The 14612-nt window shown below is 34.3% G+C and carries 11 protein-coding genes and 1 riboswitch; of the genes, 6 read left to right on the forward strand and 5 right to left on the reverse strand.

The annotated features are described in order from the left end of the window. Window positions 1-337 precede the first annotated feature (337 nt). The 4 genes from ACFCYJ_RS00975 to ACFCYJ_RS00990 all read right to left on the reverse strand — a co-directional run bounded on the left by ACFCYJ_RS00975 (window position 338) and on the right by ACFCYJ_RS00990 (window position 5524). The gene (locus ACFCYJ_RS00975) at window positions 338-529 is read right to left on the reverse strand and encodes a hypothetical protein (RefSeq protein WP_376069476.1); all 192 of its coding nucleotides are present in this window, start codon (window positions 527-529) and stop codon (window positions 338-340) included. 374 nt (window positions 530-903) lie between these two features. Then, complete coding sequence (locus ACFCYJ_RS00980) at window positions 904-2658, reverse strand: ABC transporter ATP-binding protein (protein ID WP_376069479.1); 1755 nt, start codon at window positions 2656-2658, stop codon at window positions 904-906. A gap of 65 nt (window positions 2659-2723) precedes the next feature. Next, window positions 2724-5321, reverse strand: coding sequence for a class III lanthionine synthetase LanKC (gene lanKC / locus ACFCYJ_RS00985; RefSeq protein WP_376069482.1), 2598 nt, complete (start codon window positions 5319-5321; stop codon window positions 2724-2726). A 35-nt stretch (window positions 5322-5356) separates the two neighbouring features. Then, window positions 5357-5524, reverse strand: a complete 168-nt coding sequence (locus tag ACFCYJ_RS00990) for a SapB/AmfS family lanthipeptide (protein ID WP_376069485.1) — start codon at window positions 5522-5524, stop codon at window positions 5357-5359. A 742-nt stretch (window positions 5525-6266) separates the two neighbouring features. On the opposite strand from ACFCYJ_RS00990, the gene ACFCYJ_RS00995 reads away from it, so the two are divergent. From ACFCYJ_RS00995 to cobT, 5 genes are all read left to right on the forward strand, one after another. Beyond that, complete coding sequence (locus ACFCYJ_RS00995; RefSeq protein WP_376069488.1) at window positions 6267-7049, forward strand: polyprenyl synthetase family protein; 783 nt, start codon at window positions 6267-6269, stop codon at window positions 7047-7049. A 13-nt stretch (window positions 7050-7062) separates the two neighbouring features. Continuing rightward, window positions 7063-7239, forward strand: a complete 177-nt coding sequence (comX, locus tag ACFCYJ_RS01000) for a competence pheromone ComX (protein ID WP_376069491.1) — start codon at window positions 7063-7065, stop codon at window positions 7237-7239. Beyond that, window positions 7232-9469 (forward strand): sensor histidine kinase, encoded by a 2238-nt coding sequence (locus tag ACFCYJ_RS01005; RefSeq protein WP_376069494.1) that lies wholly within the window; start codon window positions 7232-7234, stop codon window positions 9467-9469. Before comX ends, ACFCYJ_RS01005 begins: the two co-directional genes overlap by 8 nt. Next, a complete protein-coding gene (locus ACFCYJ_RS01010; protein ID WP_376070005.1) occupies window positions 9456-10058 on the forward strand; it encodes a response regulator in 603 nt (200 codons plus the stop codon). The genes ACFCYJ_RS01005 and ACFCYJ_RS01010 overlap by 14 nt, the downstream gene beginning before the upstream one ends. A 528-nt stretch (window positions 10059-10586) precedes the next feature. Continuing rightward, a riboswitch (cobalamin riboswitch) is annotated at window positions 10587-10763 on the forward strand. Window positions 10764-10878: 115 nt separating this feature from the next. Next, window positions 10879-11934, forward strand: a complete 1056-nt coding sequence (cobT, locus tag ACFCYJ_RS01015; RefSeq protein WP_376069496.1) for a nicotinate-nucleotide--dimethylbenzimidazole phosphoribosyltransferase — start codon at window positions 10879-10881, stop codon at window positions 11932-11934. Window positions 11935-12041: 107 nt separating this feature from the next. Here the strand turns inward: cobT and ACFCYJ_RS01020 are convergent, their stop codons facing one another. Then, entirely contained in the window at window positions 12042-12647 is a 606-nt protein-coding gene (locus ACFCYJ_RS01020; protein WP_376069499.1) for a trimeric intracellular cation channel family protein, read from the reverse strand. Window positions 12648-13150: 503 nt separating this feature from the next. Between ACFCYJ_RS01020 and ACFCYJ_RS01025 the strand changes: the two genes are divergently transcribed. Then, on the forward strand, window positions 13151-14401 hold the full coding sequence (locus ACFCYJ_RS01025) for a methionine gamma-lyase family protein (protein WP_376070007.1): 1251 nt from the start codon (window positions 13151-13153) through the stop codon (window positions 14399-14401). Window positions 14402-14612: the final 211 nt, after the last annotated feature.

Consider the following 14612-nt stretch of genomic DNA (forward strand, 5'->3'; position numbering starts at 1 on the left):
TCACTGTACGTACGAGTCGTATACTGTAAGTTATTGTTGTAATATTCATAATTAGCTCTAAGTCTTAGACGATTCCCTAGAATTGTTTAGGACTTTTTCTAATATTAAAATTTCTTGGTTCCATACTATTTTTTTGTATAGCAATTACACACAAAAAAAGCACATTCACCGATTTATATGTACTTGTATTGTAGAGAAACAAGTAATAGAAAGGTGAACTGTGCAAATGCATTTTAACATGAAATATGCCAGGATTAAAAGATATAGAGATTACGAAAAGATCATGGCATTTAGCTTTGTTGATAGGGTTTATATTCTATATATCACATAATACTATTTAGAATTTTTCGAAATTTTTAATTTTAATTGAAGCTACTTCACCACATTTCTTGCAAATGGTAAAAATCAGGGGGGAACCACTTTTAAAAATATTATCCGCAGGTTTGACATATGCAAAACCATTACCCATTATACCTTTGGTAAAAGAGTCACTTCCACATGATTTACATATTAATTTTTCCTCCGACATTAATATCACCTCCGAAAAGTATTTATTAATAAATACGTCTATCTACCAAAAAAGTTCAGAATAGTTTTGAAAATTAAAACTTATCTGCATGTTACTCTAAATATCTCAAGCAAAAACTGTTACGTTTTGGCGAACTTCTATGACGTAGCAAACTTTCCTGAAGAAACTGAGTTATTCAAAACCGCATTTGAATAGGAAAACATTTGAATTGCTCATCCTATTTTTAGAAATGTCTTAGGAATATTGCTGAGTATAAAAAGAAATACGCATCTTTTATTAATCCGTATTTTAGATTTGGTGGAGACTATTGGATTGAACATAGGTATTCAGCTAAACAAAATAGATTTTGAAAGAGGGAGTAGAGTAGCATTAAATTAAACTGGATTATTTAACTGTTGGCAAGCTAGTTCTTTATATAAATAATGTGTTTCCATAAGTTCAGTATGCTTCCCGATACCTGTTACTGTGCCATTTTCCAACACTACAATTTGATCTGCATTTTGTATTGTGGAGATTCGGTGTGCAATAACAAGTGTTGTACGATCCACCATTAATTTTTGTAATGCTTTTTGAACAAGTAATTCAGAAGCACTATCAAGGTTAGAAGTAGCTTCATCCAACAATAAAATTTTAGGATTTCGAATTAAAGCTCTCGCAATGGCGATTCGCTGGCGCTGTCCACCAGAAAGCTTCAATCCACCTTCTCCAACCTGCGTATTAACTCCATCCGGAAATCGATCAATAAACTCTAAAGCATTGGCTTGTTGTATAGCATGTTGAATAGCTGTCTCTGAAACTTCGTGTTCAACACCATATAATATATTTTCTTTAATAGTCCCTGACATTAAAGGACTTTCCTGTGAGACATAACCAAGCTGACTACGCCATGACTGCAGTGAAAAATCATAAATATTTGTTTGGCCAAGTAATATTCCGCCCGAGTTGGGCTTGTAAAAACGTTCTAGTAAAGAAAATAATGTCGTTTTTCCACTGCCACTAGGACCAACAAATGCCGTCATTTTTCCAGTAGGAATTATTAACGAGAGATTTTTGATAATGGCATCTTCTTGATAGGCAAAAGAAACATCGCGAAATGATATCTCTTGTTCGGCATTCCTTACTTCTATCTTTGCGAGCTCACCCTCATGCTGAACAGAAAGAATATCTTGAATTCTCTCTGTCGCCCCAAGTGCCTTTTGCAGAGAGGTAAAGAAGGACGCCATTTGAGTAAAAGGCACAACAATTTGAAACATATAAATTATAATCGCTACAAGTGCACCCGCAGTTAGTGCACCAGAGGCTACTTGTACGCCACCGTAGCCAATTAAAATTACAAGTACAAGCATCATTACAAAGGTCATGAAGGGAGAAATAAAGGCTTGAACTTTTGCTTCTTTTAATCCAAATTTAAAAAGGTTGTGGACGTTTTTTTCACCATAACTGCCTTCGGTTTGCTCAGCATGATACGCTTTTACAAGACGAATATTTGCTAACACACGTCCAAGGTTAGCGGAGAAATCTGCCATCTCATTCTGTGTAGCATTTGCAATTTTATACATTTTTTGTCCTAAAGGTAGGATGAATAAAATAGATAATGGAACAGAAATCAGCATAATAACAGTCATTTTCCAATCAATGAGTAATAGGAAAATTATTGATCCAATAATGGAAATAACTCCTGTGACAAATGTGATTAGATGTTGTGTAATCAATGCTTTCACAATATTTGTATCCTGTGTGATTCTACTCATTGTTTCCCCAGACTGATGCTCATCAAAAAAAGAAATAGGGAGTCGTAGTACATGGTTCCACAATCGATTTCGAATAGAGGAAACAATTGCTTCTCCGATATAAGTCATAAAATAAAAGGATAACCCCGAGAAAACTGTTTGTATAATTAAAATAGCTCCGAGTAAGAGCATAAAGGAAATATTAAACGCTGAGTTTGCTAATTGATCTACTAATCTCATCGTGAATAATGGGATTAGTAACCCAGCAACGGTTTCGATTAATCCTAAAAAGACAGCGAAAATAATGATCCATTTTGATGGATTAGCTGTTTTAATAAGCTGTAAAAAGTCTTTACCATTTGTAGCTTTTGGATTTTTACGTTCACTATTTTTACTCATTTGAATTTGCCTCATTCTAGCTAATTGATTTGAATTTTTTATAGCAAATTAATAATTTTATAAGCCTAAAGAACAGCTATTCCTTTAGCTGAATTTTGATTTGAAGAAAAAGTTTCTTTCAATTTAGGTAATGGTAACCAAGAAAATCTATCTTCTTCTATTCCTAACAGTGCCAACAACATCCCCGCTGCTCCAGAAAAAATGTCACCTGAAAGCTTATAGCAATAATCTCCTGGCATAAAATATTTATCATTATCACTAAGTACATATAAATTTAAGGTGTTTAATGTTTTATCTAAGAATCTTCCTCCCGTTTGAAGCTCGATATCAATTGTGTTGGCAGTTATGATCATCCCACCTAAGCCACGAAATAGACCCGAACCGTAAAAACATTTGGAACTAGCCACTTCTCCTATTCCCCTTAATTCAGTTTCCCATCTCGGGTCTTTTAACAAATGTCTTAACTCTATCATGCTAAGACCTACACCCGCGCTGCCACCGGCTAGATACGGAATAAACCTTGTGTTTTCTTTATCGTTAACTTGGTACGTTCCTGAATTATCCATAATACATATACTTGTATCTTTTTCTAAAGCTTGCAGAGAAAGTTCTAACCATACTTTTTCATTAGTAGCTTTAAATAAAGCACTATAAAATAGAGAAACACCTGACCATCCATCGATTAATCCTAGTGGAATCGCATCAGCATCGTTAGATGTTACTGCTATGTCTTTTTCGAGAAGGGAACATAACTGAAGACCTATTTTAATAGCACGATCAAGCATGGACTTTAAATTGGGTATATAGGATGCAGAGATAAACGCTAAGCCTATACCAGCTAATCCCGTTCTGATTGAAATATCTGCATTATCCGATTCTACTTCTATTGAATCATAGATTGCTTTGGATCTTTCAATCATCCCTAATTCATAAAGTATGCCTGCAACTCCTGCTTTTCCGGAAAAAAGCCCATTATCAAGCTGATTAATATATTCTTCCGCACTATACTTTAATGCCCAGGATTTTGCCTTTTCAGGTACATCGCCTGTGCGCATTAATGCCATGATTACTCCGAAGCCACCCGTTAGTATATTAAAGATTCCACCTAAACTTTCATACTGACGGATATCCCCCGATAATAGCTTAATATCACACTTCAAATCATTGACAATACCTGCTCTGATTGATGAGATAATTTCCGGTAAATCTAATCGACTAAAGTATTTAGACGGCGCAGAGAGAAGACTTTTTTGCGGGATAACGCTCCTTTTATTACATTCACTTTCAATTTCTTCAATCAAACGCATTGCCTGACTACCGAATTGATCAAAAATCCATTGATCATGTTTTTTTATGATATTCACCGCTATATCTTGAACGGGTCCTATCGGTAGAAACACATATCTTGCGATGCGAAGTAAGGCAAACCAATCTGTCTGTTCCCGTGAAAGATTTGGGGCTCCTACAAAACCAAGCCGCATTAAACCTGAGGGAATACTGTCGTTTATATGACTAGCCGCTTCAAAATCAATTAGTTTAATATCGTTAGAAGCTGTTACCATTACATTGGCCGGCTGTAGATCGCCCATACCAACGTCTCTAGCATGGATAGATTGCAGAGCATCTTTTAATTGCCTTAGTATAGAACAGGCATTGTTACAATACTCATTTGAGTCTTGCTGTGCAGAGAATGGATAATTCGTTGCTATCCAAGTATCTAAAGATGTTCCACTAATATACTCTTCTGCTAAAAATACATGTTCCCACTCTGGAAACGTTTTATGAAATGAAACAACAGATTCTAAACCTAGAAGTTTTTTTAAAATACTAGCCTCATGATTTAAACGCTCTACCGCATCTCTTCCTTGACCATCTAAACCTGCATATGGTCGACCCTCTTTCAATACCACTTTAGTATTTGAAGGTATGTGATTTGCCACATAAACCCCACCACCATTACTGAAGTGCAAAGCAGATTCAATAGTATAATTATCAAGCTCTGATACAGCAGTCTGTATTTTTTCATGCTCTTCCGACATTTTTTTAACAATTAGCGGTTCTTCTATAAAATCAGGAACCGTATAATATGGCGCTCTAGAGTCGGGTATTAACTCCCCTAAAGGATTTTGAATGGCAGGAATTCTTGATGCACCGTTTATTAAGTACATCTCCTTGAATGCCCCGTATCTAAAGTAAACATTTCCATCCAACCATCTTTTATCGTTCAGTATGTATGGACCTTTTGAAAAGTCATTCAAAAGTAAATGTAACTTCTCTAAAAGGAAAGTAAATTGATTTTCGTTATTTGGATAAATAGTAATAAATTTACCTGATGATGCTCTGTCACCATATTTAGAATTCTTTAATATTAATTCCCACACATTAGATACATGCTTAAATGGAACTAAATTTTCAAACAAAAAATTCGAAACAACTTTCAACATTTCTTTGGCTTCTTTTGGGGTAGAACTAATATGTACCTTCCAACCTTGAACAGGCAAATAAGAGTCAGACTTAGAATAATATGTCCAATGTTTATCCGAGTTTATAACCCAGTTAGATGGTACATTAGAAATTTCGAGAGCCATCTCTGTTGCCTTTTCAAGTGGAGGCTCATAATATCTCTCTTTAAGATTAATATACTGTACATAACGCAAATCCATTATTATTACCTCCACTCTGAAATGTTATTTAAGCTTTAGAATCCTGGAAGATGACAATTAAATACGCTCACTTGACTAGGATAACCGACGCATAAAAATTGGCTGTTTGCGGAATTACGCGCGGCACCATTTAAGTTATGACCATTTTCTACATTCATTTTTTGTAACTCTAGAACATTTGATTTTTTCTTACTATTTACCATGTTGTATACCTCCTAGACTAAATATAAATTCGTTGCAACAAATTCCTTATTTACACTCGAGTTACTTTAAGATTAGTAGTACGAATACTACCCTTTCAAGTGCGTATTTCCGCATAAAAAAAGTCGGAATTTAACACTTGACAATTAATTCTTATTTTAATCTTCTGATGTTTGTAAAAAATATTCATCGTGGGTTGAAATTCTCCCTGTACCAAAGTAGTGAATGCAATATTTAGAGCGTGTTTTATATCACACTTTGTCATAATTTTCGGTGGTTCATAAAGATTTAAAAGCATCATTTAACCTCGGAGAATAATGATTTTGTACATCCTTAAACAAGAAAATGTACATATTATATTGGTGTTGATATTTATATACTATGTAAACCTTTACGAAACGTTAGAATCTCTCTTTTTTATTAATATTACTATTTATTACTATTTTAACCATTATTTATTAATAGGGGAAAAGTAACAGAGATCTTAGCCAAACAAATATGAATTTATGACTCTTTTAAAGAAACAGAGGTATTTCAATTTCGACTAATTTTAGATATTAAAATAGACTTATTGTTTTAATTTATTACAAAAATATTGGATAAATAACTGTATATGGTATTATGAATATTATAAATAACTAATATTAGGTAAGGTGACCAATGGGTAAGTTAATTGAGGATCTTAAATTATTTGTAAATAAACACCATTTGTCAAGCGAATTTAAAAACTGTTTAGAAACACTAATGACACAACATAAAGGAGGTGATTTTACTAATTTATGTGAATTGCATTTTCAGATGGCAGAAGGAATAGAAACAAGTGCGATTAAAGACGTTTATAATATTTTAGAATTATGTATTCTCTTTACTGATATTTTAGATGATATCGAAGATGGTGATGAAACGAAGTGGGGAATCGAAAGGAACATATTACTCAATGCCTCGACTTCCCTTATTAGTATTCTGTTTATAGAGCTGAAGAGGCTTGAAATGCCATATCAAAATGAAGTTATAATGTTATTCTATAATTATCTACTTCAAGCTGCTGACGGTCAACATCATGATTTAACGAATAACATTATTTCAGAAGAAGCTTATTTAGGAGTTGTGAAAAAGAAATCAGGCTCTTTAATAGCACTGGCTTGTACCCTTGGGCAAACTTTAGCAAATGGGAAGTATGAAGAAAAGTTAGAAAAATGTGCTCATTATATAGCGATAGTGGCACAATTAAGAAACGATTATGAAGATTTACTAGGGATGCAAAAAGATATAAGTATGAAAAAGCGAACATTACCTATCTTATATTTGCTGCAGTATGAGAGTCCGATGTTTGATGAATTACGAGCGCATTATATAAAGCAAACAGACTCCACAACGGATACACACATTACTTCACAGCAAATCGAAGCTTCAGGATTGCCAATTTATATGCATTTAATGACATTAAAATACCACAGGCTTGCAATGGATTTGCTACAACAGCTATACCCAGACAAGGATATTTCAATTTTCAGACAATATATTTGATGAGGTGAGAGAAATGTTGAAAATTATTCAATATCTACAAAAAAATGAAGAAATTTTAGCACTTTTTAAAGAAGGGAAGGTTTCACTTTTAAATATCAGTCCTTTAGAGAGCAGTTTAATATTAGAATCATTTGATAATGCAGTAAAGCCATCACTGAGAGATTCGTATCAATTATACTGGCGTGCATAATAAAGTAAAAATTTTAATTGGACTTGTACTCATTTTTTTTGTTCAATTGTATTGCTTGATCATCATATCAAAAGGTCCAATTATAGGAATTACTATCACAGAACAAGATCAAAAATGGTATATCCATAATATTGAAGAAGAAGGCTGGGGTGTACATCAGCAACTTGAGCCAAACACAATAATACTAGAAATCGATGGTAAGGAAATACCACCCCATACTTCTTCTCCATTCACTGTTACACACGCGGAGAGTCTAACTATATGGCATAAAGGCAAAGTCGAAACACTTACAGTGTCTTATGAGGATATGACAGGTCAACTTTTAATGCATTTTGTTATTCCTCTAATATACTCATTACTTATAAGTGCATTATGTATCTATTTATTACAACGTCCTCTAACAAAAAATAAAAAATATTTAATTTTCCATTTGCAATTTACAGCGCTAGCTTATATTAGTGCTGGCGCAGCGGGACGGGGTGATTTCTTTAGTAACATTTTTAATTCGTTAGCAATTTTTATTAGCTTAGTAAATTGTTTTTTCTATTGCATTCATTTATTAAGAATAGTGAGCGATTCTGTGCAAAAAAAACTGCGCACTATCTTTTTTTTGATAGGCGGTTTATTAGTTACTATTAATGTATTACGAATTACTATTGAAGATTTCATAACGGTGCAAATCATATTCGAAATTTTAGTCTATTCAATTTTATCATGTTTATTAATGATTAATATTATTCTAGCAATTAAAAGTAATATGAAGTACTATGCAAAACCACTTTTCTTCATATTCTTTTTAGGAATAGGGCCTATAGTGATATTTTATGGTATTCCAATACTTTTCAACTATACACCGATTTTGCCAGCTGATGTGACTGCTTTATTTTTAATGATTGTACCGATTTGTCTTATTTATATGGAATTGGCGGAATCTTACGTAAATTTGCAATATGCACTTGATCGAATGTTTGAACATTTAAAGTTATCAATTCCATTCAGTTTAATAGTATCTTTTATTTTAATATTATTTCAAGAAGCACGCACTATATATCTATTTAGCCTCTATTTTTTGATTATTTTTATTGCTATGATTTTTATTCTGTCATGTAAAGAATGGTTTGAAATAAAAAACGCTCGTTATATGGCAACATTAAAGGATTATAATTTTTCAGATTTTTATCACTTTATAAAAAAATCTACACAATATTCTAATTTTGAAAATCTTGTAGATTGTATAAAAAAAGAGTTGAGCCGAATGTTAAAGTTAAATCATGTTGAAATTGTGGAGGATGATATAAGGGGTCATTTACAATATATCGATGAGGAGAATTATAGTACAATTTGTCCCAACTTAATCTATAAAAGCAAGGAAAATTACATTTTAGTACTACATGAAACACCTGATTCTAAGTTATTAGCAGTCGTAGACACTCATTTTAATAAAATACCATTCGAATCCATAAAAATGCTTGAATTGTTTTTATATTATGTACAAAGTATTCTCGACAATTCACTTAAAATGGATAATCTTGCTGCCCAATTGGCAAAACTCGATATTTTACATTCGCAACGCTGGTATAGCAAGCTATGGATATCATCAACGGAACGAGAGCGTATTCGTTTATCAATAGAGATTCATGATACGATTTTACAGGATTTAATTCGTATGAGTCGAAATATTGAAGAAGCGATAGTGACGGTTAAAGATATGCAAGAAAAAGAAACATTTTCACATTTACGTAATGAAATACTTGATATTATGGATACTACTCGTGATATTTGCGAGAATTTATACCCACCTTTAATTGAAAGATTGGGTCTTTATAAGTCATTAAATGAATTAATAGGAAAATACAAAATCCGTTTTAACTTTATAATCAGAGATTATATTGAGGTAATTGAGGATTTATCATTACAGCAAGCTACTACTATCTATCGTATAATTCAAGAGCTACTATCGAATGCTAATAAGCATTCACAGGCGCATATCGTTCATATTAACCTTACATCAAAAGCTCAAAGACTTATTATTGAATATATTGATGATGGTATAGGTCTAGATATGAATGATCAGTTAAACGAAATCAAAAGTATTGGGCTAATGGGGATACAAGCGCGGATTAATTATTACCAAGGTACATTTGAAATCACCCCTAATCACCCATCTGGTGTAGTAATCAAAATATCTATGAAAATAGGTGAGGATCTTGAAAATAATGGTGTTGGATGATCATATTGCAATTGGTGAAGGAACTAAGGCCATATTAAAAGCCGAGCTAAATTGTCATGCAGATGTGTTTACGGATCCATATCTTGCCCTTCAACAGTTAACCAAAGCACCTTATGACGTTTATTTAGTTGATTTTAATTTGCCAGATACGGATGGTTTGGAATTTATAGAAAAAATAATCAATATTCATCCAGAAGCAATTGCAATTATTTACACTGGCTATAACATCGAAAGATATATTACCGATTTGTTAGAAAAAGGGGTTTATGGATTTGTTAGTAAATCGGATAGTAGAAAACAATTGATTGACACTATTAATTATGCATTAGAAGAAAAAATTATCATGCCACTTTCTTTAATTAAACAACTTAATTCGAATTTTTCTAAAACAGAAAAATCAACTAGGTTGACCGAAAGAGAACAAAAAATTTTAGATTTAGTAAAAGACGGATTACCAAATAAAACAATTGCAATGGAACTTAGTTTAAGCCAACGAACGATTGAAAAAAATCTTACTAGTATTTTCTCTAAACTAAATGTTGAAACTCGTGCTGAAGCTGCGATTAAATGGATAAAGCAAATTTCATAAGTTATGACCTCAGCGACAATAAGTCAAAGGATTTTTCTCGAATATGTACATATAGATAAAACTTTCATTTGAGTTTCTGAGATCATTTTTGCAGTATTTTATTTAAAAGGGTTTGTTTATCAAACATTAAAACAATCTTAATTCGTTTTTTTTTGTTGGAAAAAGAAATAATTTGTGCGATGTATTACTTATTTGAAACGAGAACTAATACTCATGGATCTATCATGATTTTGGACACGCTATCGGGTGTTTATGGTGATTTGTTGAAAATTTCCAATGCTATTTGTTTCTATTAATCCACTTAATTATTATTGAAGCTATTAGAAAAACACTTATTTTAGGGATTCGAAATCTTAATACTAATATAAATGAACTATTAGTATTAACTACTAATGCAGTAATTACGTTGATATTTTGTGTTAAAGTTTTTAAATATGAATTATTAAGCATAGCCGTCACTTTAAAAACCAATGAAGCTTAAAAATTCGAAATATTGACACATTAAACACTTTGTCGTAAATTTAAAATAATTGCATAAAAGCATTAGGTGCCCATAGCGGGAGAATAGGGAATAAAGTGAAAAGCTTTAGCGGTCCCACCACTGTAAAAGGGAGTTTCATAGAGAATGCCACTAGCATCGTTCTGGGAAGGTTCTATGAAATGTTGAAATTGAGCCAGGAGACCTGCCTATCTGCTTCGTATTATATAGACGATGGAAAAGTCTGTAGTTTATTTGTTATGGAATAAACTACAGGCTTTTTATTTTTTTCTCTAAATCATTCATCGAGTAACAAGGGCAAAAAAGAAAGGGGAAATTTTCATGCAATTATTACAACAGACGATTCAAAACATTCAATGTGCTGACCACAAAATGATGGAGGAAGCAAGGGAACGCATAGATGCACTTTGCAAGCCTCCTGGAAGCTTGGGGAAACTGGAGGCTCTTGCTGTACAACTATCAGGAATTACAGGAGACCTATTTCCTGCGATTGATAATAAGACGATAATTGTCTGTGCAGCAGATCATGGTGTTTGTGATGAAGGGGTAACACCTAATCCACAAAATGTGACGGTCTTTCAAACATTAAATTTTCCTAGAGGAGGAACAGGTGTCTGTGCTATCGCAAAAATCACAAATGCAAAAATTGTCACATTAGACGTTGGTGTAAAAGAGGATATTCCACATGATGCTGGTGTTATCATAAAAAAAATTAAATATGGTACGGACAATATGGCAAAAGGTCCTGCTATGTCAAGGGAAGAAGCCATTCAATCTATTGAAGTAGGAATTGAAGTAGCTACGGAAGAAATAAAAAAAGGGGCGAATGTACTCGGGACAGGCGAAATGGGTATTGGTAATACGACGCCAAGTGCTGCAATATTATCGGTTCTTCACGAATGTCATCCAAATGAAGTGACAGGCTTTGGTGCAGGAGTAGGACCAGGGGGGATAGCACATAAAGTAGAAGTCATTCACAATGCTATTGCATTAAATAAACCAAATCGTGATGATGCTATTGATATTCTTGCAAAGGTTGGTGGATTAGAAATAGGCGCTATGGCTGGAGTGATACTTGCCGCAGCTGCACATCGTAAACCAGTTGTTATTGATGGCTTTATTTCTACTATTGCTGCACTTATTGCATACGAACTCGAACCAAACGTAAAAGACTATATCATTCCATCTCATGCCTCTGAAGAACCAGGTGCAAAAATTGCTGCTGAAATGCTCGGAGTTGAACCGATGTTGCAGATGAATATGCGATTGGGTGAGGGCTCTGGTGCAGCTTTAGCCTTTCCAATTTTGGACGCAGCTTGCTCTATGATGAAAAATATGACTACTTTAGAAGAAGCTATGTTGCTGTTGAAAAATTAACTTTAGTCGCTGCTGAGGATGCACGGAGTTTGTGATAAATAAGGAATTTAAAAATTTAAAACAAGCCCAAATCTGATATTTGGGCTTGTTATTATGCAACAGTATAACTATGCTCGACTCAACTTCCGTAACGGTAAACGCCATTTCTTCATGTATGAAAGTATTCTTAGTACTGTGATCACTCCAAATAATACATATAAAAAGATATCCCCTGTAAAAATTTTTAGCCCGATCATAAGCCCGGCTAATGCTGCCCAAACACCATAGATTTCATCACGAAGAACTAACGGTTTACGTCTAGCTAATAAATCGCGAACAATTCCACCACCTGACCCTGTTAAGACAGCAGCTACAATAACGGCACTAATAGGCATGTCGAGCTTCACAGCATAAAGGGCACCTTGAATCGCAAATGCCGATAATCCAATAGCATCAGTGAAATTGCCCCAACGATGCCAATGCTGAATGAGACGATGTGGAAATAAGAAAAAAATTGTAATGGCTGCAATGGCGATTTGAAACATCATATCTTGACCCCACAATGTTGTTACAGGTAAACCTATGAGTAGATTTCGTATAGCCCCACCACCAAAAGCAGTTACGATACCGAGTATATAAACACCGAATAAATCGTATTCTTCCTCCATTGCAATTATTGCCCCGGAAATAGCAAAGGCAATTGTTCCAATGATACTAAAAACCTCCCAAGCCAACCCTTTCACCCCTTAAGTGAATAAATCATTTCATGTAGTTTTAAATTAGATTCCATACTAGGAATCATTAAAGTCTCCTTTTTTGTATCTAAGAGTATTTACAAAGGAAATCATCGACTTATGATTTAGAATTATCAGATATTAAATATCAAGAGTATTGATCAGGAAAAAATAGGTTTATTATTGAGCGGTAAAGGATTTTTTTGTTTCTATTTTGCTATTATATTCCCATTTTAACTGATTGTAGCGTAGGGCTACTCGACTCTCGCCCGCAGGAAAGCGAGTAGCCCGTAGCGGAAATCAGCCTCTTTGAATTAATTCAGATGTATAAAAATGGTTAATCAACATACCTAATTAAATATCTTATTATAGCAGAAAAAATAGATGTAGTTTGTAATTTAGCTTAGCGCCAAAATGCAATTAGAAACACAAGCAAATTTTGCAGGCAAGCTCACAAATTGTTAAGATAAGATTTGAACAAATGTGAAATGGAGAAGAACATAATGACTTTTACAACCAATTTATCAGAAGAAACACTAGCATTAGCTGCTAAAATAGAAGAAAAGGTACGCCCTTTTCATGCAAAGGTAGAAGACATGGCGTTCTTCAATCAACAAAAAGTGCTTGCTGCGTTCCGAAAGCATCAAGTTAGTGATTATCATCTGCACCCGTCTAATGGTTATGGCTATGATGATGAAGGACGTGACAATCTAGAACGTGTTTATGCAGAGGTCTTTGGAGCGGAGGCTGCTATTGTACGTCCGCAAATTATTTCTGGTACACATGCAATCACACTTAGCTTATTCGGAGTGCTTCGTCCTGGTGATGAATTACTTTATATTTCCGGGCAGCCGTATGATACATTGCAATCAATAGTCGATGGTGGCGATAAGGATACTGGCTCGTTAAAAGATTATAAAATCGGTTATAGCCATGTGGATTTAATCGATAATCAAGAGATCGATTGGGAAGGTGTTGCAGCTGCAATTACAGCAAACACAAAAATGATTGCTATCCAACGTTCGAAGGGCTATGCAACACGCCCATCCTTTACCATTTCGCAAATTGCAGAAATGTGTGCAAAGATCCGTGGATTAGCACCGAATGCAGTTATTTTCGTCGATAATTGCTACGGAGAATTTGTTGAGGCACAGGAACCAACAGAGGTTGGGGCTGATTTAATAGCAGGCTCGCTCATTAAAAATCCTGGTGGAGGCTTAGCAAAAATTGGTGGTTATATTGCGGGTCGTGCAGATTTAGTAGAGAAATGTGCTTATCGTATGACATCACCAGGTATTGGTGCTGAAGCAGGAGCAACATTAAATACGCTTGGTGATTTCTATCAAGGATTTTTCCTTGCTCCACATGTTGTATCTCAAGCATTAAAAGGTGCCATTTTCACGGCTGGTATGCTAGGAGAAATAGGCATGAATACATCACCAAGGTATGATGCTAATCGTACGGATTTAATTCAATCGGTTTCTTTCCAAACTGCAGAACAAATGATTGCTTTTTGCCGTGAAATTCAAGCGAACTCACCTATTAATGCGCATTATGCACCAGAGCCAGCGTATATGCCTGGCTATGAAGATGATGTCATCATGGCAGCTGGAACTTTCATTCAAGGTTCAAGCATTGAGCTTACAGCAGACGGTCCTATTCGTCCGCCATTTACAGCATTTATTCAAGGTGGGTTAACATACGAGCACGTAAAATTTGCAATTTGTAGTGCTGTTCAGAAAATCCAAAAATAAATAACGAAAAACTATTCAAAACTTCCATTTTGAATAGTTTTTTTCTTATGGATGAAAAGTTGAAGATGACATTTGTTAAAGTGTATTCCATTTATATTAGTTGATTGGAGTGAAGCGACTCATCGGACGCCCCCAGGAAGCTCTGCTCTGCGCGAAAGCGAAGCGTCAGCAACAAAGTGCCAAGCCGGGACGGAAATCAACCCCACGTTAG

It is taken from the genome of Lysinibacillus sp. NPDC056232, assembly GCF_042267565.1.
Classification (GTDB): domain Bacteria; phylum Bacillota; class Bacilli; order Bacillales_A; family Planococcaceae; genus Lysinibacillus.

Bases quoted from the DNA above. Each gene is read 5' to 3' on its own strand.
- ACFCYJ_RS01010 (WP_376070005.1), top strand. From the start codon at position 9,456: ATGGTGTTGGATGATCATATTGCAATTGGTGAAGGAACTAAGGCCATA.
- ACFCYJ_RS00980 (WP_376069479.1), bottom strand. From the start codon at position 2,658: ATGAGTAAAAATAGTGAACGTAAAAATCCAAAAGCTACAAATGGTAAA.
- comX (WP_376069491.1), top strand. From the start codon at position 7,063: ATGTTGAAAATTATTCAATATCTACAAAAAAATGAAGAAATTTTAGCA.
- ACFCYJ_RS01025 (WP_376070007.1), top strand. From the start codon at position 13,151: ATGACTTTTACAACCAATTTATCAGAAGAAACACTAGCATTAGCTGCT.
- cobT (WP_376069496.1), top strand. From the start codon at position 10,879: ATGCAATTATTACAACAGACGATTCAAAACATTCAATGTGCTGACCAC.
- ACFCYJ_RS00975 (WP_376069476.1), bottom strand. From the start codon at position 529: ATGTCGGAGGAAAAATTAATATGTAAATCATGTGGAAGTGACTCTTTT.
- lanKC (WP_376069482.1), bottom strand. From the start codon at position 5,321: ATGGATTTGCGTTATGTACAGTATATTAATCTTAAAGAGAGATATTAT.
- ACFCYJ_RS00995 (WP_376069488.1), top strand. From the start codon at position 6,267: ATGACACAACATAAAGGAGGTGATTTTACTAATTTATGTGAATTGCAT.
- ACFCYJ_RS00990 (WP_376069485.1), bottom strand. From the start codon at position 5,524: ATGGTAAATAGTAAGAAAAAATCAAATGTTCTAGAGTTACAAAAAATG.